Origin of the sequence: Thermus arciformis (assembly GCF_900102145.1) — a bacterium.
Lineage (GTDB): Bacteria > Deinococcota > Deinococci > Deinococcales > Thermaceae > Thermus > Thermus arciformis.
Genome location: NZ_FNBC01000018.1, coordinates 15,510 through 36,187, shown reverse-complemented (window position 1 = coordinate 36,187; position 20,678 = coordinate 15,510). Strand labels below are relative to the sequence as shown.

Annotated in this window: 25 protein-coding genes and 1 tRNA gene; 11 read left to right on the top strand and 15 right to left on the bottom strand. The window is 68.0% G+C overall.

The genetic code is table 11. The features are described 5' to 3' along the window. Positions 1–11: 11 nt before the first annotated feature. Together clpP and clpX are read left to right on the top strand one after the other, a co-directional pair. Complete coding sequence (clpP, locus tag BLP62_RS07700; protein WP_093007441.1) at positions 12–596, top strand: ATP-dependent Clp endopeptidase proteolytic subunit ClpP; 585 nt, start codon at positions 12–14, stop codon at positions 594–596. Then, the gene (clpX, locus tag BLP62_RS07695; RefSeq protein WP_093007439.1) at positions 583–1,782 is read left to right on the top strand and encodes an ATP-dependent Clp protease ATP-binding subunit ClpX; all 1,200 of its coding nucleotides are present in this window, start codon (positions 583–585) and stop codon (positions 1,780–1,782) included. Before clpP ends, clpX begins: the two co-directional genes overlap by 14 nt. 97 nt (positions 1,783–1,879) lie before the next feature. On the opposite strand, the gene BLP62_RS07690 is transcribed toward clpX, so the two are convergent. Beyond that, on the bottom strand, positions 1,880–3,400 hold the full coding sequence (locus tag BLP62_RS07690; protein ID WP_093007437.1) for a nicotinate phosphoribosyltransferase: 1,521 nt from the start codon (positions 3,398–3,400) through the stop codon (positions 1,880–1,882). Positions 3,401–3,442: 42 nt separating this feature from the next. Between BLP62_RS07690 and metH the strand changes: the two genes are divergently transcribed. Together metH and BLP62_RS07680 are read left to right on the top strand one after the other, a co-directional pair. Then, entirely contained in the window at positions 3,443–7,000 is a 3,558-nt protein-coding gene (gene metH, locus BLP62_RS07685) for a methionine synthase (RefSeq protein WP_093007435.1), read from the top strand. A gap of 9 nt (positions 7,001–7,009) precedes the next feature. Further along, the gene (locus BLP62_RS07680; RefSeq protein ID WP_093007433.1) at positions 7,010–7,567 is read left to right on the top strand and encodes a Uma2 family endonuclease; all 558 of its coding nucleotides are present in this window, start codon (positions 7,010–7,012) and stop codon (positions 7,565–7,567) included. Between the two features lie 50 nt (positions 7,568–7,617). Here the strand turns inward: BLP62_RS07680 and BLP62_RS07675 are convergent, their stop codons facing one another. The 8 genes from BLP62_RS07675 to BLP62_RS07640 form a co-directional block, all read right to left on the bottom strand. Continuing rightward, on the bottom strand, positions 7,618–7,917 hold the full coding sequence (locus BLP62_RS07675; protein ID WP_093007431.1) for a nucleotidyltransferase family protein: 300 nt from the start codon (positions 7,915–7,917) through the stop codon (positions 7,618–7,620). A gap of 86 nt (positions 7,918–8,003) precedes the next feature. Then, on the bottom strand, positions 8,004–8,330 hold the full coding sequence (locus BLP62_RS07670; protein WP_093007429.1) for a DUF1640 domain-containing protein: 327 nt from the start codon (positions 8,328–8,330) through the stop codon (positions 8,004–8,006). Between the two features lie 80 nt (positions 8,331–8,410). Beyond that, positions 8,411–8,773: a prepilin-type N-terminal cleavage/methylation domain-containing protein gene (locus BLP62_RS07665; RefSeq protein WP_093007427.1), complete on the bottom strand. Its 363-nt coding sequence runs from the start codon at positions 8,771–8,773 to the stop codon at positions 8,411–8,413. 68 nt (positions 8,774–8,841) lie between these two features. After that, a complete protein-coding gene (locus tag BLP62_RS07660) occupies positions 8,842–9,201 on the bottom strand; it encodes a prepilin-type N-terminal cleavage/methylation domain-containing protein (protein WP_093007426.1) in 360 nt (119 codons plus the stop codon). 258 nt (positions 9,202–9,459) lie between these two features. Next, on the bottom strand, positions 9,460–10,950 hold the full coding sequence (locus tag BLP62_RS07655; RefSeq protein ID WP_093007424.1) for a pilus assembly PilX family protein: 1,491 nt from the start codon (positions 10,948–10,950) through the stop codon (positions 9,460–9,462). Positions 10,951–10,963: 13 nt separating this feature from the next. Next, positions 10,964–11,674 (bottom strand): prepilin-type N-terminal cleavage/methylation domain-containing protein, encoded by a 711-nt coding sequence (locus BLP62_RS07650; RefSeq protein WP_008631303.1) that lies wholly within the window; start codon positions 11,672–11,674, stop codon positions 10,964–10,966. After that, a complete protein-coding gene (locus BLP62_RS07645) occupies positions 11,671–12,009 on the bottom strand; it encodes a prepilin (protein WP_238529967.1) in 339 nt (112 codons plus the stop codon). The genes BLP62_RS07650 and BLP62_RS07645 overlap by 4 nt, the downstream gene beginning before the upstream one ends. 19 nt (positions 12,010–12,028) lie before the next feature. After that, positions 12,029–12,496: a GspH/FimT family protein gene (locus BLP62_RS07640; protein ID WP_093007422.1), complete on the bottom strand. Its 468-nt coding sequence runs from the start codon at positions 12,494–12,496 to the stop codon at positions 12,029–12,031. A 69-nt stretch (positions 12,497–12,565) separates the two neighbouring features. Between BLP62_RS07640 and BLP62_RS07635 the strand changes: the two genes are divergently transcribed. Both BLP62_RS07635 and BLP62_RS07630 read left to right on the top strand, forming a co-directional pair. Beyond that, positions 12,566–13,756, top strand: a complete 1,191-nt coding sequence (locus BLP62_RS07635; protein WP_093007420.1) for a thiolase family protein — start codon at positions 12,566–12,568, stop codon at positions 13,754–13,756. A 19-nt stretch (positions 13,757–13,775) separates the two neighbouring features. Continuing rightward, positions 13,776–13,973, top strand: a complete 198-nt coding sequence (locus BLP62_RS07630; protein WP_093007418.1) for a DUF433 domain-containing protein — start codon at positions 13,776–13,778, stop codon at positions 13,971–13,973. 54 nt (positions 13,974–14,027) lie between these two features. Here the strand turns inward: BLP62_RS07630 and BLP62_RS07625 are convergent, their stop codons facing one another. The 4 genes from BLP62_RS07625 to trpS form a co-directional block, all read right to left on the bottom strand. Further along, the gene (locus tag BLP62_RS07625; RefSeq protein ID WP_093007416.1) at positions 14,028–14,336 is read right to left on the bottom strand and encodes a DUF503 domain-containing protein; all 309 of its coding nucleotides are present in this window, start codon (positions 14,334–14,336) and stop codon (positions 14,028–14,030) included. 74 nt (positions 14,337–14,410) lie between these two features. Then, positions 14,411–14,497: transfer RNA gene (locus BLP62_RS07620), tRNA-Leu, on the bottom strand. 16 nt (positions 14,498–14,513) lie between these two features. Further along, positions 14,514–15,176 carry a chromosome segregation protein ScpA gene (locus BLP62_RS07615; RefSeq protein WP_093007414.1) on the bottom strand — a complete coding sequence of 221 codons (663 nt, stop codon included), beginning with the start codon at positions 15,174–15,176 and terminating at the stop codon, positions 14,514–14,516. Beyond that, entirely contained in the window at positions 15,173–16,186 is a 1,014-nt protein-coding gene (gene trpS, locus BLP62_RS07610; RefSeq protein ID WP_093007412.1) for a tryptophan--tRNA ligase, read from the bottom strand. The genes BLP62_RS07615 and trpS overlap by 4 nt, the downstream gene beginning before the upstream one ends. A 68-nt stretch (positions 16,187–16,254) precedes the next feature. Here trpS and BLP62_RS07605 point away from each other — a divergent pair, with 68 nt between their 5' ends. Genes BLP62_RS07605 through rplS form a run of 4 tightly spaced genes read left to right on the top strand, consistent with a single transcriptional unit; the run spans position 16,255 to position 18,212 of the window. Further along, positions 16,255–16,473: a KH domain-containing protein gene (locus BLP62_RS07605; protein ID WP_093007410.1), complete on the top strand. Its 219-nt coding sequence runs from the start codon at positions 16,255–16,257 to the stop codon at positions 16,471–16,473. 59 nt (positions 16,474–16,532) lie between these two features. Then, positions 16,533–17,021 (top strand): ribosome maturation factor RimM, encoded by a 489-nt coding sequence (rimM, locus tag BLP62_RS07600; protein WP_093007408.1) that lies wholly within the window; start codon positions 16,533–16,535, stop codon positions 17,019–17,021. After that, positions 17,021–17,740, top strand: coding sequence for a tRNA (guanosine(37)-N1)-methyltransferase TrmD (trmD, locus tag BLP62_RS07595; protein WP_093007406.1), 720 nt, complete (start codon positions 17,021–17,023; stop codon positions 17,738–17,740). The genes rimM and trmD overlap by 1 nt, the downstream gene beginning before the upstream one ends. Positions 17,741–17,795: 55 nt before the next feature. Beyond that, positions 17,796–18,212: a 50S ribosomal protein L19 gene (rplS, locus tag BLP62_RS07590; protein ID WP_093007404.1), complete on the top strand. Its 417-nt coding sequence runs from the start codon at positions 17,796–17,798 to the stop codon at positions 18,210–18,212. Position 18,213: 1 nt separating this feature from the next. On the opposite strand, the gene BLP62_RS07585 is transcribed toward rplS, so the two are convergent. Next, positions 18,214–18,795, bottom strand: coding sequence for a response regulator (locus tag BLP62_RS07585; RefSeq protein ID WP_093007402.1), 582 nt, complete (start codon positions 18,793–18,795; stop codon positions 18,214–18,216). 35 nt (positions 18,796–18,830) lie between these two features. Here BLP62_RS07585 and sdaAA point away from each other — a divergent pair, with 35 nt between their 5' ends. Further along, positions 18,831–19,685 (top strand): L-serine ammonia-lyase, iron-sulfur-dependent, subunit alpha, encoded by an 855-nt coding sequence (sdaAA, locus tag BLP62_RS07580; RefSeq protein ID WP_093007400.1) that lies wholly within the window; start codon positions 18,831–18,833, stop codon positions 19,683–19,685. Between the two features lie 21 nt (positions 19,686–19,706). On the opposite strand, the gene BLP62_RS07575 is transcribed toward sdaAA, so the two are convergent. Continuing rightward, the gene (locus BLP62_RS07575) at positions 19,707–20,564 is read right to left on the bottom strand and encodes a sulfurtransferase (protein WP_093007398.1); all 858 of its coding nucleotides are present in this window, start codon (positions 20,562–20,564) and stop codon (positions 19,707–19,709) included. Positions 20,565–20,678: the final 114 nt, after the last annotated feature.

Below are 20,678 nucleotides of genomic sequence, written 5' to 3'. Positions count from 1 at the left end.
TGGGGAACGGTATGGTGATCCCGTACGTCATTGAGCAGACCGCCCGCGGGGAGCGGGTCTACGACATCTACTCCCGCCTCCTCAAAGACCGCATCATCTTCCTCGGCACCCCCATAGACGCCCAGGTGGCCAACACCATCGTGGCCCAGCTCCTCTTCCTGGACGCGCAAAACCCCAACCAGGAGATCAAGCTCTACATCAACTCCCCCGGGGGGGAGGTGGACGCGGGCCTCGCCATCTACGACACCATGCAGTTCGTCCGGGCCCCGGTTTCCACCATCGTCATCGGCATGGCGGCCAGCATGGCGGCGGTGATCCTGGCGGCGGGGGAGAAGGGCCGCCGCTACGCCCTGCCCCACTCCAAGGTGATGATCCACCAGCCCTGGGGCGGGGCCCGGGGCACGGCGAGCGACATCGCCATCCAGGCCCAGGAGATCCTGAAGGCCAAGAAGCTCCTCAACGAGATCCTGGCCAAGCACACCGGCCAGCCCCTGGAGAAGGTGGAGAAGGACACGGACCGCGACTACTACCTCTCGGCCCAGGAGGCCCTGGAGTACGGCCTCATTGACCAGGTGGTGACCCGTGAAGAGGCCTAGGCCCCACTGCAGCTTCTGTGGCCTCCGCCCCCCCGAGACGGGGCGGCTTCTGGAAAGCCCCATTGAGGACGTCTACATCTGCGAGGACTGCGTGGAAAGGGCCCAGGAGCTCCTGGCCCAGGAGGGGCGCCGCGCCCCCAAGGGGCCGAGCCGCCTCCCCCGGCCCCAGGAGATCAAGGCCCACCTGGACCAGTACGTGGTGGGGCAGGAGGCGGCCAAGCGCGCCCTAAGCGTGGCCGTCTACAACCACTACAAGCGCCTCCTCCACCCCGAGGCGGAGATCGGCAAGGCCAACATCCTCCTCATCGGCCCCACGGGCACGGGCAAGACCCTCCTCGCCGAGACCCTGGCCCGCTTCCTGGAGGTGCCCTTCGCCATCGCCGATGCCACCACCCTCACCGAGGCCGGGTACGTGGGCGAGGACGTGGAGAACGTCCTCCTCCGCCTCCTCCAGAACGCCGACTTTGACGTGGAGCGGGCGGAGATGGGCATCGTCTACATTGACGAGATTGACAAGATCGCCCGCAAGTCGGAAAACCCCTCCCTCACCCGGGACGTCTCCGGGGAAGGGGTGCAGCAGGCCCTCCTCAAGATCATTGAGGGGACCATCGCCAACGTCCCGCCCCAGGGGGGGAGGAAGCACCCCCACCAGGAGTTCATCCCGGTGAACACCAAGAACATCCTCTTCATCCTGGGCGGGGCCTTTGAGGGGCTGGAGAACATCGTCAAGGCCCGGGTGGGCCAGACGGCCATCGGCTTCACCGGGGGGCGGAAGGAGCGGGAGGAGCCCCTGGAGGTCATCCCCGAGGACCTCATCAAGTTCGGCATGATCCCCGAGTTCGTGGGCCGGGCCCCCCTCATCGTCCAGCTCCATCCCCTCACCGAGGACGACCTGGTGCGCATCCTCACCGAGCCCAAGAACGCTTTGGTGAGGCAGTACCAGGAGCTTTTCCGCATGGAGGGGATGGAGCTCCGCTTCACCCAGGCGGCCCTCAAGGAGGTGGCGAGGCGGGCCCTCAAGCGGGGCACGGGGGCGCGGGGCCTCAGGGCCATCCTGGAGAAGGCCATGGTGGACCTGATGTTTGAGGCTCCGGGGAGCGGGGTGAAGGAGATCGTCTTTGACCTCCCCCACCTGGACCACCCCCTGAAGGCCCTGGAGGAGGCGCGGCTCAAGCAGGCCTCCTGAGGGGCCGCACCTTGATTTCGCCACATGGGACGCCGGAAGTAGGGCTTTGCGAAGGCTCTTTTGGGCCCCCGCTCTGGCGCAAGCCAGAGCGGGGTACTTAGCCCCCAAGCCGCCGCACCAGCTCCTCCTTCAGGGCGAAAAGCCTCTCCGTGAGGGAGACGTGGTAGACGTGGGGGTTCACGAGGCGGCGCACCCCGGGGTCCAGGAGGGCCACGTCCCGGTCCCGGCGCTTCCTTAGGGCTTCCAGGGGGAGGGGGGGAAAGAGCCTCCTTCCCCGGTAGACCTCCTCCAGGAGGGGTTCTAAGCGGAACTCCCCCGGCCTCAAGGTGCGCCTTTTGGTGGGGTCCGTGGGGTGGCGGAGGCAAAGCGCCTGGTCCTCCCGCACCTCCTCCTCGTGGGTGGCGAGGAGGTCGGCGGTGGCGAGGCCCCGGCCATCGTAGACCCGAAAGACCTTCTTGTGCCCAGGGTTTAAGACTTTTTCCAGAGAGTCGGAGATCTTGATGGCCGGGGCCCAGGTGCCGTCCTCCCGCACCGCCACCAGCTTGTAGACCCCGCCCAAGGCCGGGGCGCCCCAGGAGACCACCATCTTGGTGCCCACCCCGTAGACCAGGCGCTTGAGGAGGCCTTCGGGGTCCACCCCGTAGCGGGGGGCCTCCTCCAGGACCTGGCTTTTGATCTGCCAGATGACGAGCTCGTCCAGGTCCCCGGAGAGGACGATCAGGACCTCGGGGAACCCCGCCTTGTCCAGCTCCCTGGCCACCTGGATGGCGAGGTAGGCCAGGTCCCCGGAGTCTATGCGCACCCCCACGGGCCTATGCCCCTTGCGCCTAAGCTCCTCAAAGACCCGGATGGCGTGGGGAAGCCCCGAGTGGAGGGTGTCCACGGTGTCCAAAAGGAGGATGGTGTCGTCGGGGAAGACCTCGGCGAAGGCCCGGAAGGCGTCCTCCTCGCCGTAGCCCAGGGCCATGAAGGCCTGGACCAGGCTGTGGGCGTGGGTGCCCGAGGCGGGAAGGCCCAGGAGGTGGGAGAGGCTCACGGCGCTACTCCGGTTCGCCCCCCCGATGAGGCTCGCCCGGGTGGCGCTCTCCCCGCCCTTGGCCGGGGCGCGGCGGAGGCCAAACTCCAAGACCACAGCCTCCCCCGCCGCCTCCCGCACCCGGCTCGCCTTGGTGGCGATGAGGGTCTCGTAGTTCAGGCGGTTCAAGAGGGCGGTCTCCAGGAGCTGGGCCTGGAGGAGGGGGCCTTCCACGCTCACCAGGGGCACCTGGGGGTGGGCCACCCGCCCCTCGGGGAGGGCCCTTAGGGTGAGGCCGGAAAACCCCTCCATCGCCTTGAGGTAGCGGAGGTAGTCCTCGGCGAAGAGGGGCTTCCCCGAGCGGCCCTTTAGGCTGCGGAGGGCGGCAAGCTCCTCCTCACCGAAGCGGGCCCCCTCCATCCAGCTTAGGAGGGGGTCCAGCCCGGCGAAGACGGTGTAGCCCGCCTGGTGGGCCCCGTAGTCCGGGTTTTTCCGGTAGAAGGCCTCAAAGAGGGCCTCCTTCTCGTGGAGGCCTAGGCGGAAGTAGACCTGGCCCATGGTGAGCTGGTAGAGGTCGGTGTAGAGGATGCCGAAGGGGTCCATGGGCCTAGCATAGCCCCCTCCTTTTCGCTACACTAGCGGGATATGGTGGAGGTCCACACCTGTAGCCCCGGCTGCCGCCACCACCTGGGGGGGGCGGGCTGGGGGGACGCCCCCTTGGTGTGCCTCGGCTACAACAAGGAGGCCCGGGCGAAGAAGTTTCCCTACCTCCAGGCCCTCCTGGAGAGGCCCCTGGTCTTTGACGGGGCCATGGGCACCGAGCTCCAGAAAAGGGACCTCACCCCCGAGGACTACGGCGGGGAGGCCTACTTCGGCTGCCCCGAGGTCCTGAACCGCACCCGGCCCGAGGTGGTGCGGGAGATCCACCTCGCCTACCTCGAGGCCGGGGCCGAGGTCATAGAGACCAACACCTTCGGGGTCCTGCGCCACGTCCTCGCCGAGTACGGCCTTGGCGAGGAGGCGGAGGAGCTCGCCTTCCTCGGGGCCAAGATCGCCCGGGAGGCCGCCGACCCCTACGGGGCCTTCGTGGCCGGGGCCTTGGGCCCGGGCACCAAGCTCGTCTCCCTGGGCCAGATCTCCTGGGACGAGCTCCACCGGGCCTACAAGGAGGCGGCCCGGGGGCTCCTTAGGGGCGGGGTGGACCTCATCCTCCTGGAGACCGCCCAGGACATCCTCCAGGTGCGCTGCGCCGTCTTGGCGGTGCGGGAGGCCATGGCCGAGGTGGGCCGGGAGGTGCCCCTCCAGGTCCAGGTGACCTTTGAGGCCACGGGGACGATGCTCGTGGGCACGGACGAGCAGGCGGCCCTGGCCGCCCTGGAGAGCCTCCCCATAGACGTGGTGGGGATGAACTGCGCCACGGGCCCCGACCTCATGGACAGCAAGGTGCGCTACTTCGCCGAGCACAGCACCCGCTTCGTCGCCTGCCTCCCCAACGCGGGCCTCCCCCGGAACGAGGGGGGGAGGGTGGTCTACGACCTCACCCCCGAGGAGCTCGCCAAGTGGCACACCAAGTTCGTCCTGGACTACGGGGTGAACGCCGTGGGGGGGTGCTGCGGCACGGGCCCTGAGCACATCCGAAAGGTGGCCGAGGCGGTGAAGGGGCTCACCCCGAGGCCAAGGCCCGAAAGCTTCCCTCCCCAGGTGGCCTCCTTGTACCAGGCGGTGCCCCTGAGGCAAGAGGCGAGCCTTTTCCTCGTGGGGGAGAGGCTCAACGCCACGGGGAGCAAGCGCTTCCGGGAGATGCTCTTCGCCCGCGACCTCGAGGGCCTCCTCGCCCTCGCCCGGGAGCAGGTGGAGGAGGGGGCCCACGCCCTGGACCTCTCCGTGGCCTGGACGGGGCGGGACGAGCTTGAGGACCTCCGGTGGCTCCTTCCTAGCCTCGCCACCGCCGTCACCGTCCCCGTCATGGTGGACTCCACCTCCCCTGAGGCCATGGAGCTCGCCCTCAAGCACCTCCCGGGCCGGGTTCTCCTGAACTCCGCCAACCTCGAGGACGGCCTAGAGCGCTTTGACCGGGTGGCCTCCCTGGCCAAGGCCCACGGGGCGGCCCTCGTGGTCCTCGCCATTGACGAGAGGGGGATGGCCAAGACCCACAAGGAGAAGGTGCGGGTGGCCCTGAGGATGTACGAGCGCCTCACGGAGCACCACGGCTTCCGCCCCGAGGACCTCCTCTTTGACCTCCTCACCTTTCCCATCACCCAAGGGGACGAGGAAAGCCGCCCTCTCGCCAAGGAGACCCTCTTCGCCCTAGAGGAGCTACGGGAGAGGCTTCCCGGGGTGGGCTTCATCCTCGGGGTCTCCAACGTCTCCTTCGGGCTCAAGCCCCGGGCCAGGCGCGTTCTCAACTCCGTCTTCCTGGACGAGGCGAGGAAAAGGGGCCTCACCGCGGCCATCGTGGACGCGGGGAAGATCCTTCCCATAAGCCAGATCCCCGAGGAGGCCTACGCCCTCGCCTTAGACCTCATCTACGACCGCCGCAAGGAGGGCTTTGACCCCCTCCTCGCCTTCATGGCCTACTTTGAGGCCCACAAGGAAGACCCCGCCCAGAAGGAGGACGCCTTCCTGGCCCTGCCCCTTCTGGAGAGGCTCAAGCGCCGGGTGGTGGAGGGGAGGAAGGGGGGCCTCGAGGCCGACCTGGAGGAGGCCCTGAAGGCGGGGCACAAGCCCTTGGACCTCATCAACGGCCCCCTCCTCGCGGGGATGAAGGAGGTGGGGGAGCTCTTCGGGGCGGGGAAGATGCAGCTTCCCTTCGTCCTCCAGGCCGCCGAGGTGATGAAGCGGGCGGTGGCCTACCTCGAGCCCCACATGGAGAAGAAGGGGGAGGGCAAGGGCACCCTGGTCCTCGCCACCGTCAAAGGGGACGTGCACGACATCGGCAAGAACCTGGTGGACATCATCCTCAGCAACAACGGCTACCGGGTGGTGAACCTGGGGATCAAGGTGCCCATTGAGGAGATCCTGAAGGCCGTGGAGGCCCACAAGCCCCACGCCGTGGGCATGTCGGGCCTCCTGGTGAAGAGCACCCTGGTGATGAAGGAGAACCTGGAGTACATGCGGGATAGGGGCTACACCCTCCCCGTGATCCTGGGCGGGGCCGCCCTCACCCGAAGCTACGTGGAGGAGCTAAGGGCCATCTACCCCAACGTCTACTACGCCGAGGACGCCTTTGAGGGCCTGAGGCTCATGGAGGAGCTCACGGGCCACGCCCCTCCCGAGCTTACCCAAAAGCCCCCCCAAAGGCCCAAGAGGGAGGCCCCCAAGGCGGCGCCCCGCCCCCGGCCCGTGGGGGAGGTCCCCGCCGTCCCCCGGCCCCCCTTCTTCGGCGTGCGGGTGGAGGAGGGGCTGGACCTCGCCACCATCGCCCACTACGTCAACAAGCTCGCCCTCTACCGGGGCCAGTGGGGCTATAGCCGCAAGGGGATGGACCGGGAGGCGTGGCAGGCCCTGGTGGAGCGGGAGGCGGAGCCCGTCTTCCGGAGGCTCCTTAATGAAGCGATGGCGGAAGGGTGGCTTGAGCCCAAGGTCCTCTACGGCTTCTTCCCCGTGGCCCGGGAGGGGGAAGAGCTTCTCGTCTTCTCCCCGGAGACGGGGGAGGTGCTGGAACGCTTCCGCTTCCCTCGGCAAAGGGGCGGGGGCCTGAGCCTCGTGGACTACTTCCGCCCCCGCTTCGCCGCCCCTTTGGGGGACGAGGCGGACTGGATGCCCAAGGAGGCCTTCCGGGCGGGGGCCCGGGACGTCCTCGGGGTCCAGCTCGTCACCATGGGGGAGGCCCCTTCCCGAAAGGCCCAGGCCCTCTTCGCGTCCGGGGCCTACCAGGACTACCTCTTCGTCCACGGCTTCAGCGTGGAGATGACCGAGGCCTTGGCGGAGTACTGGCACAAGAGGATGCGGCAGATGTGGGGCATCGCCCACAAGGACGCCACCGAGGTCCAGAAGCTCTTCCAGCAGGGCTACCAGGGGGCCCGCTACTCCTTCGGCTACCCCGCCTGCCCCGACCTCGCCGACCAGGCCAAGCTGGACCGGCTCATGGGCTTCCACCGGGTGGGGGTGCGCCTCACGGAGAACTTCCAGCTGGAGCCCGAGCACGCCACCAGCGCCCTCGTGGTCCACCACCCCGAGGCCCGCTACTTCAGCGTGGACTAAAATGGCCCTATGGGCGAGGCGGCAAGGACGCTGGAGCTTCTGGACGCCGAGGCCTACTTGGCCCTGGAGGAAAAGTCCCCCGTGCGCCACGAGCTCTTTGAGGGCGTGCCCTACGCCATGGCGGGGGCAAGCCTTGCCCACAACCGCACCGTGGGCAACCTCTACGCCCTCCTCAGGCCTGGCGCCTTGGCCAAGGGCTGCCGCATCTACACCGAGACGGTGAAGCTACGGGTCTCTGCCAGGACCTTCTACTACCCCGACCTCATGGTGGTCTGCCAAGGGGTTCCGCCCCACACCCACTACGAGGAGGCCCCCTGCCTGGTGGTGGAGGTGGTGTCCGAGGCCACCGAGGCCATAGACCGAAGGGAGAAGCTCTGGCGCTACCGGGAGATCCCGAGCCTCCAGGGCTACCTCCTGGTGGACTCCCGGGAGAGGCGGGTGGAGGGCTACTTCCGCCAGGGGGAGGGTTGGCTCTACCGCTTGTGGGAGGGGGAAGGGGAGGTGGAGGGGCCTTGCCTGGAAGCCCGGTTCCCTCTAGAGGCGATCTACGAAGGGGTGGGGATTTGAGACGCCTACAAGCGTCCCGCATGTGAAGGAGCCGGACGCGGTCGGAAAGGCTACGCCGCCTCATGTATGGGGCGGGCCTCCCTTAGGACCTCTTCCCGGAGGTAAGGGCTCAGGCTCCCCAGGGTATGGAGGTCCACCCTGCGCCCGAAAAGGCGGGTGAGCTCCTCCTGAAGCCTGGCGAAGCCCAGGCCCGGGGTGCGACCGGGAAAGAACTCCACCAGGAGGTCCACGTCGCTTTCCTCATCGGCCTCGCCCCGGGCAAAGGAACCAAAGAGGAGGAGGCGCCGGACCCCGTACCGCTGGCAGACCTCCGCCAGGTCAGGGGAGAGAAGAGGGAGCCGGGAGGACATAGCTTACCTCACTGTAACACTAAGGAGGGCCCGAGAGGTCGCCTCGCCTCAAGGCAGAACGGCCACCCCCTGCGCCGCCCGGGGGTTCAGCGGAGGAAGGTGAGGACGGCCAGGGCCGCCGCCAGGGCGGTGAAGTAGAGCATGAGCTTGTTGAAGGCGGTGTTGATCTCCGCCTTCACCTCCTGGCGGAGGCCCGCCATCTCCTGCCGCAGGCTTTGGATCTCTGCCTTAACTTCCTGGCGGAGGCCGTTGAGCTTTTCCTCCACCTCCCGGCGCAGAGCCCCGATCTCCGCCTTGACCTCCTGGCGGAGGAGGTCCACCCGCCCCTCCAGAGAGGCCACCTGGCCCGGGAGGGTGGCCATGACCCCCTCCACGATCCCCTCCAGCTTGTAGAGGCGTTCCTCCGTGGTCATTGCCCTCAAGGTAGCACAGGTTGGGGGCGTGGGGAGTACAGCGCCCCTCTTTCCTGGCCAGGCTTAGCGCTGCTGGGTGGCTAGGGAAGGCTTACGAGCGTTCCGTCCGAGCTTTTGTAGATCACCTTCTTCAAATCCGCCCCTTCCAGCGAAGCTTCAATGACGTAGTCTTGGGAGTCAAGGTAGGTGATAGTGCACTCCTTTACTGTGCTTGGGCGCTGGCCAAAGCCGCTTAGGCAATCGGTGAGATGGGTGGGGAGGGCTCCCGTGGAAGGGTCGCGCTGAGCTTCTAGGGCTAGGGCCACGTTCCGGACGTAGCTTTGCCCAGCTAGGAGATGGGCCTTTTTGTAAGTGCTGGCTACGGGTGAGTAGGAGAAAGTTATGAAAATGCCCAGAAAGATGAGGACAATGAGAAGCTCCACTAACGTGAAGCCTAGGCGCATAAGTTATTTTCTCCTTAAACAGGTTGGGATCGGATATATCCGATCCCAACCTGTTTAGCCCTTTCAGTCTACTGGAAGGTCAGCTGTCCCGTGGAGCTGTCGTAAGTCACCTTAGTTTTTGACCCACCCGAGTAGGTGACTTCGACTTGGAAATTGTTGTTGTTGTCAGTAGCCGTTACGGTGCAGTTTTGCACTACGGCAGGCTTGGTAACCGAGGTAGGGCACGTTGTGGCCGTAACTTGCCCCGTAGCGGGGTCCCGAGTGGCCTCAATTTCAGTAGCCACGTTGCGCGTGTAGGCCACCGCAGCCGTGTCGTTCGCCCGCTTCCTAGCGTTAAGAAGGTTGGGGATCAGCACAGCCGCAAGGATGGCGATGATGACGATGACGATCAGAAGCTCAATCAGGGTGAAGCCTTTCGCGTTCCGCATACTTCTTTTCCTCCTAAGGTTTCCCGCGCCTATATGTATCGCGCGGCCATGAGTGCCTGAAGCCGACTTGCCTACCTCCTACCCAGCCTTGCTTCAACCTCTCTTAGCCCTTTCTCACCTCCCTTCTGGGGCCATTCTCTCGCTCGCCCCTTGCCCTTGTCAACCCCCCCTTTTGGGGGGTCATCCTCAGGATGGGGGAAGGGTGTGAAAGCGGTGTGAAGGCCAGGCCCACCCCACCGCCTAGGGCGGGCCTGGGGATCACCTCCGGCTCAGGACCACGGGCCGGGGGGCGCTGTCGGTCTGGGTGTTGGGCAGGTCGCTGTTGAGGGCGTTGGAGTTTTGGATGTAGAACTGCCCCCCGCCGTTTCGGATGGTGCCCCCGAGGCTCACCGCTCCGCCGATAAAGGCTCCGGTACCGTTGAAGGTGATGGTCCCCCCCGCCCACATGAAGGCGTGGGTGTCCGCCCGGCCGTTGAAGGTGATGTCCCCCTCGCTCACCACTAGGAGGGCGCGGTTGTTCAGCAGGTCGGCCCCGCCGTTAAAGTTGAGGGACTGCCGGGAGGCGAGGGTGGAGTCCCCCTTGAAGGTGGCGTCGTTGTTGAGGTTGACGGTGCCGTTCGCGAAGAACTTGCTGTCCGTGGCCTGCACGTTTCCCAGGTTCAGCCCACCCTGGGCCGCCACCTTGACCCTTTCCAGGGTGGCGGCGCCGTTCACCTGGAAGGTGCCCCCCACGTAGAAGGTCACGTCGCGGAGCGTGGTGTTGTTGGGAAGGGTGACGTTCCCCTGGACGCAGACCCTGCTTCCGGAGAAGAGGGGAAGGGCTTGGGCCAGAAGGGCGTTGACGTTGCTGGTGTTGGGCGTGATCCCCTTGCTGGTGAGGAAGGCCAACAGCTCGCCCGCCTGACCGGGGTCCAAAGAGGTGAGGGTGTACTGGCAAAAGCCTTTGGTTTGGGCGTCCTGAAAGGGGCTTGTAACGCGGACCCCTAGGCTCCCTTGGCTGATCGCGTCCACGTCGGGTCTTTGGATGCGGGTCGCCTGGTCCCAGCGCACGGCTCTGCCCGTGACGGCGTCCAGGCACGTAAGGTTGGGGTCGGAGGGGGTCTGGTACACCGGGCAGACCTGGTACCTGGGCGTGGAGCCGTTGCAGACCACCCTGTTGTTCCCGCTCGCATTGCACTGGGTGCCCGTTACCCCTTGTCCCCCCGTGATGGGCGGCGGGTTGACCTGGTTAATCCCGCGGCAGTTACTTCCGTCCTCGTCGCACACCCGGATCTGGCCCGAGAGGTTGGCGTAGCCTTGGTCGGCGTGGAGCCGGCTTCCCCAGAGGTCCACCCCCCCGTTGATAGTGATGCGCCCGCCGCTAATCCATCCCTGGCCAAACAGGGGGTTTTGCGCCTGAGTGGGAACGCTCTGGAGGCGCACCACGGCCACGGCGGTGTGCCGGGCGAGGCCCATCTGCCCCTGGCTTTCCACCCGGATCTCGTTCCCCTGGGCCCCCTGGGGGGTCAGGGAAACCTGGTAGCCTTGGCCGGGGAGGGTTTGGGGTGCGCTTAAGGCCGTTTTGCCGTGGAGGTAGGCCAGGGCGTGGTCCACGCCCGCTTCCGCCCGCTGGCGGGCCTGGGCCCGGTTTAGGAGGTCACCCCCGGTCTTAAGGTTGCCTAGGGCGCTTTGCACCATGGCCAGGGAGAAGGCGAGGACCGCCATCATTCCCACGAGAGCCACCACCAGCGCTATGCCTTTTGCGTTCATCCCACACCTCCTTTCAGTGCGCCAGGTTCGGCGTCTGCACGAGCCACAGCTTCTCCGCACGCAGGCGGCCGTCGCCTGCCGCAGGGGGCAGAGCCAGGAGGCCAGGGGAAAGCCCAGGAGGGTAGTCCAAGGTACTCCCCGGGGTGAAGGCGGGGGCGCCTCCCCGCACGGGGATGGAGGCCAGGAGGTAGAGGGCCAGGGCGCTCACCTTCGGGGTTGCGCCCTCGGCCCTCAGGTTCACGGCCTGCGCCTGGCGCCTCCAGGTGCCCCCTTCCAGGTAGGCCACCCGGAAGGCCTCTACCCGGATCTCGTCCCCTCCCAAGACGGGGTTGGTGGGCGAGGGCGTGCACCCCTCGCCGGTGCAGGCGCCCCAGCGGAAGACCCCCTGGCTCACCCCGTAGCCCGTGCCCCTGACCTGGCCCAGGCTTTCCCCACAGACCTCCTCCATCCCCGCCTCGCAGAGGAACCAGCCCGTAAGCCCGTCCCCCTCGGGGCTTGGGCTTAGGACCAGGGCCTGGCCCGTGAGGCGGTAGCCCACGGTGTAAAGCTCCCGGGCCAGGGCAAGGGCGGTGAGGCTAAGCTCGTCGGCGAGCCGCCCCCTCGCCCTTTCCCGCTCCCTGAGGATGGCGCTGGAGTTTTCCAGGGCCAGCACCACCAGGAAGAGGCTCCCCAGGAGGGCGGAGGCCAGCAGGAGTTCTAGGAGCGAGAACCCGTGCCTTCTCATGGCCGATACACCACCGTTTCCAGCCGTTTTCCTTCCACTTCCAGGACCACCTGGAAGGCCCGCGCGTCCCCCGAGGTGGGGCAGGTGAGGCCGCCGTCCTGGGCCACGCCACAGGGGACGGCGGTGCAGGTGCCCTGCCTGCCCCCGAGAGTTAGGGCGCCGTTGCAAAGGGTGGGGACGCCCTGGGGGTCCTGTCTCAGTCTTTCCATGAAGTTTTCCATCTCCCGGACCACGGCCTGGAGCTCCCGGCCTTGCCGGCCCCCGCGCAGGCTCGTCACCTGCAGAGAGGCGAAGGCCAGCACCACCACGGCGAGGAGCCCCAAAGCCAGGAGCACCTCCAGCAAGGTAAAGCCTTTACGGGCACCCATCGCCGCTCACCTCCCGCGCTCTTCCTCCCATGCCCACGCACAGGGTGAGGGTCCGCCCGCCCAGGCGCAGGGCCAGGCGCGCCCCCGTGTTGGGCCTCCCCAGGGCGTTGAAGCGAAGGCCGGGGGAGAAGCCGCTCCTCAGGTCCAGGGCCACGCCATACCCTCCTGGGTCAAACCGGCGCAGGACGGCTTCCCCTGCGTCGCACCCCCGGTTTCGGTTTTCGTCCACGCAGCTTAGGAGCCCCCGGCCCTCCGGGACCACCGCCACCCCCGTCCCCCTGCGGATGGCCTCGGTGCGGGCGGCGAGGAGGAAGGTCCTGAGCTCGGCCCCCGCCGCCCCGAGGCGGTAGGCGGCGCTGTAGTTGGTGTAGGCAAGACCGCCCAGGATGCCCAGGACGGCCAGGACCACGAGAAGTTCCAGCACGCTGAAGCCCTGCCTCGCCCAAGGAGCCATTTCGCTAAACCACTTTAGGGGTCCGCCCCCCGGGTGCGCATCCCCCAAACGGGGGGGTATGATGGGGCCATGCGGGAGGTCTACATCGTCGCCGCGGCCAGGACCCCCATCGGCAGGTTCGGGGGGGCCCTGAAGGACCTAAGCCCCGTGGAGCTCGGGGCCCACGCCATGCGGGCCGCCCTGGAGCGGGCGGGGGTGGAGGGGAAGGCCCTTGACCTCTACGTCTTCGGGAACGTCCTCAGGGCCGGGCACGGGCAGCTTCTGCCGAGGCAGGCCGCCCTAAGGGCGGGCATCCCCAAGGAGGTGGACGGGTACCAGGTGGACATGGTCTGCGCCTCGGGGATGATGGCCGTCTTGAACGCGGCGCAGTTCCTGCGCACCGGGGAGGCCCACCTGGTCCTCGCCGGGGGGATGGAGTCCATGAGCCAGGCGGGGTTTTACCTCAGCCACCGGGCCCGGTGGGGGTACAAGTTCCTCATGGGGGCTCCGGAAAACCTCCAGGACATCCTCCTCCGGGACGGGCTTTCCGACCCCTTCACCGGAGAGGCCATGGGGGAGCAGGCGGAAAGGCTCGCCCGGGACCACGGGGTGACGCGGCAGGAGGTGGACGAGGCCGCTTACCTCTCCCACAAGCGGGCCTGGGAGGCCACGGAAGGGGGGCAGTTCGCCTGGGAGATCGCCCCCCTGGAGCTTCCCGGCAAGAAGGGCCCGGTGGTGGTGGACCGGGACGAGGGGATCCGCCCCGAGACCACCCCGGACGGCCTCGCCGCCCTGAGGCCCGCCTTCAGGCCGGACGGGGTCCTCACCGCGGGGAACTCCAGCCAGATCTCCGACGGGGCGGCGGCCCTTCTCCTCGCCTCGGAGGAGGCGGTGAAGGCCCATGGGCTCAGGCCCATCGCCAAGGTGTTGGGCGGGGCCTGGGCTGCGGGGGAGCCCTGGCGCTTCCCCGAGGCCCCCATCCCCGCCGCCAAAAAGCTCCTGGACCGCCTGGGGATGCGGGTTTCCGACTTCGGCCTCTTTGAAAACAACGAGGCCTTCGCCCTGAACAACGTCCTCTTCAGCCGCCTCCTGGGGGTGCCCTACGAAAGGCTCAACGTCTTCGGGGGGGCGGTGGCCCTGGGCCACCCCATCGGGGCGAGCGGGGCGCGGATTCTGGTCACCCTCCTGAACGCCCTCCGGGCCAAGGGGGAGGAAAGGGGCCTCGCCGCCATCTGCCACGGCACCGGGGGGTCGGTGGCCGTGGCGGTGGAGAGGGTTTAGCGGTACCCTGGGGGATGGGGTGGACCTCATCGTGGTGGGCCCTGAGGTGATGGGGGGAAAGCCTGTGGTGGCGGGGACACGGATCACGGTGGAGGAGATCCTCCGCCGCCTCGCCGCGGGAGAAAGCCCGGAGGCCATCCTGGAAGCCCTGCCCCGGCTGACCCCGGAGGGCCTGCGCGCCGCCTTGCTCTATGCGGCAGAGGCCCTGGGGGCGTGAAGCTTTTGACCGACGAGGGGGTGGGTGTCTTCGCCTTCGGGTCCGCTGTCTGCCCTAAAGAAGCCCATCCAGCTCAAAGGCCTCGAGGCGGTATTCCTCCAAGGCCACCCGGAAGCCCCCGTTTTGCGCCAGGAAGCGGGCGGCTTCCCGCAGGGTCGCCTCCACCCAGGCGGGGTCGTTGCCCAAGACGCTGAAGCCCACCACCTCAAACCCCCAGGCGTCCAGGCCGTAGAGCCTGGCGGCGGAGACGGGGAAGCGGGCCTTAAGCCTCTCCAGGGCGGGCTTGATGAGGGCCCGCTTCTCCTTAAGGCTCCTCGCGGGGGTCTCCAGGCGGGCGGTGTAGAGGCCGAGGTAGGCCTTCATCCCTCCTCCCCGCCCAGTTTGCCCCCCGAAAGGGGAGGGGACAAGGGGAAAAGCCCCGCTTTCGCGGGGCCCCTTGGTGCCGGGGGCGGGACTTGAACCCGCACGCCCTTGCGGGCACATGACCCTGAATCATGCGCGTCTACCAATTCCGCCACCCCGGCAGACGCAAGGCCCATTCTAGGCCACCCCCTTGCCTTCGTCAAGCGCCTCCAGGTCCCCCAGGGGCTCCACGTAGAGGGGGGCGAAGGGGGCCTCCTGCCAAAGCCGCACCCGCCCCAGGCGGTGGGCCTCCAGGAGGGCGGCGAAGGCCACGGCCCGCTCGGGCCAGGCGCGAAAGGGGAGGCTTCCGAAGGCCACCCGGCCCCGGAGGAGGTGCCTAAGCCGCTCCCAGGCCTCCTTCAGGCCGAAGCCTTCCCGGGGAAGGTGGAGAAGGGCCCTGCGGAAGGGCTTCGCCGCCTGGAGGAGGGCCTTTTTGGGGAGGCGGAGGGCGGGCTTGGGCAGGGGGGGTGGGGGCACGGGGAGGAGGCGGGCGCGGCGCTGCAGGCGGGCCTCGAGGAAGGCCACGGTCTCGGAGAGGTCCAAAAGGGCCCGGACCAGGGGGGCCTCCTCCCCTTCCTCTTTGGGGGCGAGGGCCCTTTCCGGGGCGAGCTTGAGCACCAGAAGCTCGGCGAGGGGGGGAAGGAGTTCGCTCCGCTCCCGAAGGTCCTCGGGCACCTGGGCCAGGGCCTGGTCCACCACCAGGAGGACGGGCACCTCCTTTGGGGAAAGCTTCCCCCGCCGGAGGGCCTCCCGCAGGGCCTCGAGGGGGCCGGAGAAGCCGGGAAAGCTGAGGTGGATCACCGGAGGACCGGGTGCCCCTTGGGCAGGAGAAGCCCCACCTTCTCCCGCACCTCCTCCATGGTGGCCTGGGCCACGGCCCGCGCCCGCTTGGCGCCTTCCAGGAGGGCGTCCATCACGTAGTCCGGGTCCTTCTTCAGGGCCTCGGCCCGCTCCCTTATGGGCCTCAAGGTCCGCATGAGGTGCTCAAAGAGGATCCGCTTCACCACGTAGGTCCCCACCCCCGCCTTCCGGTACTCCTCCTTCAGGGCCTCCACCACCTCCTTGGGGGCGAAGTAGGCGAGGTAGGTGAAGACGATGGTGCGCTCGGGGTCCCCGGGGTCGGAGAGGCGGATCCTCTGGGGGTCGTCGGGGAGGTGCTGGATCTTCTGCCAGATGCTCTCCTCGGGCTCCAGGAGGCCGATAGTGTTGCCTAAGGACTTGCTCATCTTGGCCTTGCCGTCAATCCCGGGGACCCGGGGGGCCTCGGGGTTTAAGAGGGCCTGGGGTTCGGGGAAGGTCTCCCCGAAGAGGTGGTTGAAGCGGCGGGCGATCTCCCGGGTGAGCTCAATGTGCTGCACCTGGTCCTCCCCCACGGGGACGGTGTCCGCCTTGTAGATGAGGATGTCCGCCGCCTGGAGCACCGGGTACATGAGGAGGCCAGACCAAACGGTCTCCTGCTTGCTGGCCTTGTCCTTGAACTGGGTCATGCGGGTGAGGTCCCCCAAGGGGGTGAGGGTGGTGAAGACCCAGGCGAGCTCGGTGTGCTCGGGCACGTGGGACTGGACGAAGAGGGTGACCCGCTCGGGGTCAAGCCCCGCGGCCATGTTCACCAAGGCGGCCTCAAAGGTGCGCCGGGCGAGGGTAGAGGGGTCGTAGGCCAGGGGGTTGGTGAGGGCGTGGTAGTCCACGATGCAGAAGAAGGCGTCCCGCCCCAGCTTCTCCCCGATGGCCACCCACTGCTTGATGGCCCCCAGGTAGTTGCCGATGTGGATCTCCCCCGAGGGCTGGATGCCGGAGAGGACCCGTTTCATTACCTCCCAGGGTAGGGGGTGGAGGGCGGGGCGTCAACGCCGCCAGGCGCTTTAGGTAGGATGAGGGGATGAAGGACCTGGTGGAGTACCTGGCGAAGAGCGTGGTGGACCGGCCCGAGGCGGTGCGGGTCCAGGAGCGGCGGGGCCGGGAGGGCCCCCTTTACGTGGTGGAGGTGGCCCCCGAGGACAAGGGCCGCCTCATCGGCAAGGGGGGGCGGGTGATTGAGGCCATCCGCACCCTGGTGCGGGCCTACGCCAAGCGCAAGGTGGGGGTGGAGGTGCGCTAAGTACCCCGAGGGTCCCAAAAGTGTGGCGAAATCAAGGTGCGGGCCCTTAGAATGGAGGCATGCGCCTGGTGGAGATCGGCCGCTTCGGGGCGCCCTTCGCCTTGAAGGGCGGGCTTAAGTTCCGGGGGGAGCCCGTCCTCCTCCACCTGGAGCGGGTCTATGTGGAAGGGCACGGCTTCCGGGCGGTGGAGGACCTCTACCGGGTGGGGGAGGAGCTCGTGGTCCACCTGGCGGGGGTCTCCTCCCGGGAGCTGGCCGAGGCCTTGGTGGGCCTCAGGGTCTACGCCTCCGTGGAGGACCTTCCCCCCTTGGAGGAGGGGCGGTACTACTACTTCGCCCTTATAGGCCTTCCCGTCTACGTGGGCGGGAAGCAGGTGGGGGAGGTGGTGGACATCCTGGACGCCGGGGCCCAGGACGTGCTGGTGATCCGCGGGGTGGGGGAGAGGCTTCGCGACCAGACGGAGCGCCTGGTGCCCCTCCAGGCCCCCTACGTGCGGGTGGAAGGGGAGGCCATCCACGTGGAGCCCATCCCGGGGCTTTTTGACTAATGCGCTACACCATCCTCACCCTCTTCCCGGGCCTCATAACGCCTTGGCTTTCCGAGTCCCTCATCAAGAAGGCCCGGGAGCGGGGGCTCATCTCCGTGGAGGTGGTGGACCTCAGGGCCTTCGGCCTGGGGCGGCACCGCGCGGTGGACGACACCCCCTACGGCGGCGGGGCGGGGATGGTGATCCGGGCCGACGTGGCCGTGGCCGCCCTGGAGGCGGTGGGCCCGGCGGAGGAGGTGATCCTCCTTTCCCCGGCGGGGAAGCCCTTCACCCAGAAGGTGGCCGAGGAGCTGGCCCAGAAGGAGCACCTGGTCCTCCTCGCGGGGCGCTACGAGGGGTTTGACGCCCGGGTGGAGGCCTTCGTCACCCGGACGCTTTCCATAGGGGACTACGTGCTCATGGGGGGGGAGGTGGCGGCTTTGGCGGTCCTCGAGGCCACCGCCCGCCTCATCCCCGGGGTCATCGGCGACCCACAGAGCCACCGGGAGGACTCCTTCGTGCGGGGGCTTCTGGACTTCCCCCACTACACCCGCCCCCCCGAGTTCCGGGGGCTTAGGGTGCCCGAGGTGCTCCTTTCCGGGAACCACCAGGAGGTCCTCCGCTTCCGCAGGAGGGAGGCCCTAAAGCGCACCCTCGCCCTGAGGCCCGAACTCCTTTCCGAGGCGAGGATCGGGGCCCTCGAGGCCCTTTGGCTTGCGGAACTGGACCGGGAAGGCTAAACTTAAGGCTGTTGCCCATGAACCCTTAAGGGTTCCTCTGGGAGAGGAGGCACGCATGAACCGAGGAGCGCTGCTTAAGGTGGTGGAATCCCGCTACGCCCGCACCGACCTGCCGGAGTTCCGCCCCGGGGACACCGTGCGGGTGGCCTACCGGGTGAAGGAAGGCAACCGGAGCCGCATCCAGAACTTTGAGGGCATCGTCATCAAGATCAAGCGGAACGGCTACAACTCCAGCTTCACCGTGCGCAAGGTGAGCTACGGGGTGGGGGTGGAGCGCATCTTCCCCATGAACTCCCCCCTCATTGAGAAGGTGGAGATCGTACAGCGGGGCCGGGCCCGCCGGGCCAAGCTCTACTTCATCCGCGAGCTTTCCGAGCGGGAGATCCGCCGCAAGCTTCGCGCCGACCGCAAGCGCATCGGCCAGGACCAGGAGAGGGCCAAGGCGGCCGCCCAGGAAAGCCCCCAGGAGTAGGCTAGGGGTTCAGAAAGCCCAGGGCCCGGGCCCTTTCCAGGGCCTCCACCCGGTTGCGGGCCTGGAGCTTCCCGTAGAGGCTTTCCAGGTGGTCTTTCACCGTGTCCGGGGAGAGGGCCAGGGCCCGGGCCATCTCCTTGGTGGAAAGCCCCCGGGCGAGGAGCCCTAGCACCGCCTCCTCCCGGGGGGTGAGGCGGGGAAGCTCTGGGGGCTTTAGGCGCTCCTCCCCGGCCAAGACCCGCATCAGCCGCCGCTTGAGCTCGGGGGCGGAGAGCTCCTTGGAGAAGTAGGCGTCCGCCCCGGCCCTGGCGGCCTCCAGGAGGAGGGCGGGCTCCTGGTAGGTGGTGAGGAGGGCGATAACCCCCCCGTACCCCGCCTCCCGGAGCCTCCTGGCGCAGGCGAGCCCGTCCAGGCCCGGCATGCGCAGGTCCAGCAAGACGGCCTCCGGCCTCAGGGCCAGGGCCTTGTTCAGGGCCTCTTCCCCCGTGGCGGCCTCGGCCACCACCTCCAGGCCCTCCGCCTGAAGGCCCGCCCGCAGGCCCAGGCGGAAGAGGGGGTGGTCGTCGGCGATGAGGACCCGCATCCCCTTTAGGCTACCCCAGGGGCTATACTCGGGGCATGCCCCTCACCCTAAACACCCTGGCGGAGCTTTCGGGCCTGGCCTCGGAGCACGTCCTCCGGGAGGAGGTGGAGGAGACGGGCACTCCCCCCGAGGCCATCCTCTCCAAGATGGCCGAGCGGCTTGCGGTGATGCGGGATTCCATCCGGCGGGGCCTGGCCTCCGACGCCCCCAGCGTGGCGGGCCTCGTGGGGAAGAACGCCAAGACCCTTTGGGAGGCTCCCGACCCCTTGCAGGACCCCCTCCTCAAGCGGGTCCAGGCCTACGCCATGGCGGTGAACGAGGAAAACGCCCGCATGGGGCGCATCGTGGCCGCGCCCACGGCGGGAAGCGCCGGGACGCTTCCCGGGGCCCTTCTGGGCGTGGCGGACCACCTGGGAATCCCCGATGAGCGCCTCCTCATGCCCCTGGTCCTGGCCGCGGGGGTGGCCAAGATGATCGGCCGGGTGATCCACATCGCCGGGGCGAGCGGGGGGTGCCAGGCGGAGATCGGCTCCAGCGCCGCCATGGCCGCCGCCGCGGTCACCGAGCTTTTGGGCGGCTCCCCGGAGGCCTCGGCCCACGCCGCCGCCTTGGCCCTGCAGAACACCCTGGGCCTGGTCTGCGACCCCGTGGGGGGGTTCGTGGAGGTGCCCTGCGTGATGCGGAACGGCTTCTACGCCGTCCACGCGGTGAGCGCCGCCTCCATGGCCCTTTCGGGCATAAGGAGCGTCATCCCCCCCGACGAGGTGGTCCTGGCCATGGCCGGGATCGGCCGCCTCCTCCCCCTGGAGCTCAAGGAGACCGGCCTGGGGGGCCTGGCGGACACCCCCACGGGCCGGAGGCTGGCGGAGGAGGCCCTGAAGAAGACGTGAGGGCCTGCGCGCCTGGGGGTCTTACTCCTCGCCCTTGGCGATGGGCACCCCCACCAGGTTGCCCCATTCCGTCCAGGAGCCGTCGTAGTTCCTCACCCGGGGGTAGCCCAGGAGGTACTTGAGGACGAACCAGGAGTGGCTGGAGCGCTCGGCGATGCGGCAGTAGACCACCACGTCCTTGTCCTTGGTGACCCCGAGGGGTTCGTAGAGGGCCCGAAGCTCCTCGGCGCTCTTGAAGGTGCCGTCGGGGTTCACCGCCTTGGCCCAGGGGATGTTCTTGGCCCCGGGGATGTGGCCCGCCCGGAGGGCCCCCTCCTGGGGGTAGTTCGGCATGTGGGTGAGTTCCCCCCGGTACTCCTCGGGGCTTCGCACGTCCACCAGGGCCCCCTTGCCCTCCTTCACCTTCAGGATGTGCTCCAATACGTCGTCCCGGTAGGCCCGGATGGACTCGTCCCGGTAGGGGACCTCGTAGCGGCCGGGGGGATAGGCGGGGACCTCGGTGGTGAGGGGGCGGCCCTCCTCCACCCACTTCTGCCGTCCCCCGTTCATGAGCCGCACGTCCTTGTGGCCGTTGTACTTGAAGAACCAGAAGGCGTAGGCCGCCCACCAGTTGTTCTTGTCCCCGTAGAGGACCACGGTGGTGTCGTTGGAGATGCCGAGCCTTTCCATGAGCTTGGCGAAGCCCTCCTCGCTGATGAAGTCCCGGACCACCGGGTCCCAGAAGTCCCGCTGCCAGTCAATCTTCTGGGCGCCGGGGATGTGCCCGGTCTCGTAGAGGAGGATGTCCTCGTCCACCTCCAGGACCCGGACCTGGGGGTCGTCCAGGTGGGCCTGGACCCACTCGGTGCTCACCAGTACCTCGGGATGGGCGTAGCTCATGCGCGCACCTCCGGCCCCCAGTATACCCTTGAGCGTGAAAAAGTAAGGAGAAGGGGGCCACATTCGGGGGCCCTTGTGCCCCTTCGGGGGTTCTGGTATAAAGGCCTTGGGGAG

Bases quoted from the DNA above. Each gene is read 5' to 3' on its own strand.
- BLP62_RS07675 (WP_093007431.1), bottom strand. From the start codon at position 7,917: ATGTCCTCCCGGCTCCCTCTTCTCTCCCCTGACCTGGCGGAGGTCTGC.
- clpP (WP_093007441.1), top strand. From the start codon at position 12: ATGGTGATCCCGTACGTCATTGAGCAGACCGCCCGCGGGGAGCGGGTC.
- BLP62_RS07635 (WP_093007420.1), top strand. From the start codon at position 12,566: ATGCGGGAGGTCTACATCGTCGCCGCGGCCAGGACCCCCATCGGCAGG.
- trmD (WP_093007406.1), top strand. From the start codon at position 17,021: ATGCGCTACACCATCCTCACCCTCTTCCCGGGCCTCATAACGCCTTGG.
- BLP62_RS07640 (WP_093007422.1), bottom strand. From the start codon at position 12,496: ATGGCTCCTTGGGCGAGGCAGGGCTTCAGCGTGCTGGAACTTCTCGTG.
- BLP62_RS07605 (WP_093007410.1), top strand. From the start codon at position 16,255: ATGAAGGACCTGGTGGAGTACCTGGCGAAGAGCGTGGTGGACCGGCCC.
- BLP62_RS07650 (WP_008631303.1), bottom strand. From the start codon at position 11,674: ATGAGAAGGCACGGGTTCTCGCTCCTAGAACTCCTGCTGGCCTCCGCC.
- rplS (WP_093007404.1), top strand. From the start codon at position 17,796: ATGAACCGAGGAGCGCTGCTTAAGGTGGTGGAATCCCGCTACGCCCGC.
- BLP62_RS07655 (WP_093007424.1), bottom strand. From the start codon at position 10,950: ATGAACGCAAAAGGCATAGCGCTGGTGGTGGCTCTCGTGGGAATGATG.
- metH (WP_093007435.1), top strand. From the start codon at position 3,443: ATGGTGGAGGTCCACACCTGTAGCCCCGGCTGCCGCCACCACCTGGGG.
- BLP62_RS07660 (WP_093007426.1), bottom strand. From the start codon at position 9,201: ATGCGGAACGCGAAAGGCTTCACCCTGATTGAGCTTCTGATCGTCATC.
- BLP62_RS07680 (WP_093007433.1), top strand. From the start codon at position 7,010: ATGGGCGAGGCGGCAAGGACGCTGGAGCTTCTGGACGCCGAGGCCTAC.
- BLP62_RS07575 (WP_093007398.1), bottom strand. From the start codon at position 20,564: ATGAGCTACGCCCATCCCGAGGTACTGGTGAGCACCGAGTGGGTCCAG.
- BLP62_RS07665 (WP_093007427.1), bottom strand. From the start codon at position 8,773: ATGCGCCTAGGCTTCACGTTAGTGGAGCTTCTCATTGTCCTCATCTTT.
- trpS (WP_093007412.1), bottom strand. From the start codon at position 16,186: ATGAAACGGGTCCTCTCCGGCATCCAGCCCTCGGGGGAGATCCACATC.
- BLP62_RS07585 (WP_093007402.1), bottom strand. From the start codon at position 18,795: ATGCGGGTCCTCATCGCCGACGACCACCCCCTCTTCCGCCTGGGCCTG.
- BLP62_RS07625 (WP_093007416.1), bottom strand. From the start codon at position 14,336: ATGAAGGCCTACCTCGGCCTCTACACCGCCCGCCTGGAGACCCCCGCG.
- BLP62_RS07690 (WP_093007437.1), bottom strand. From the start codon at position 3,400: ATGGACCCCTTCGGCATCCTCTACACCGACCTCTACCAGCTCACCATG.
- BLP62_RS07670 (WP_093007429.1), bottom strand. From the start codon at position 8,330: ATGACCACGGAGGAACGCCTCTACAAGCTGGAGGGGATCGTGGAGGGG.
- rimM (WP_093007408.1), top strand. From the start codon at position 16,533: ATGCGCCTGGTGGAGATCGGCCGCTTCGGGGCGCCCTTCGCCTTGAAG.
- sdaAA (WP_093007400.1), top strand. From the start codon at position 18,831: ATGCCCCTCACCCTAAACACCCTGGCGGAGCTTTCGGGCCTGGCCTCG.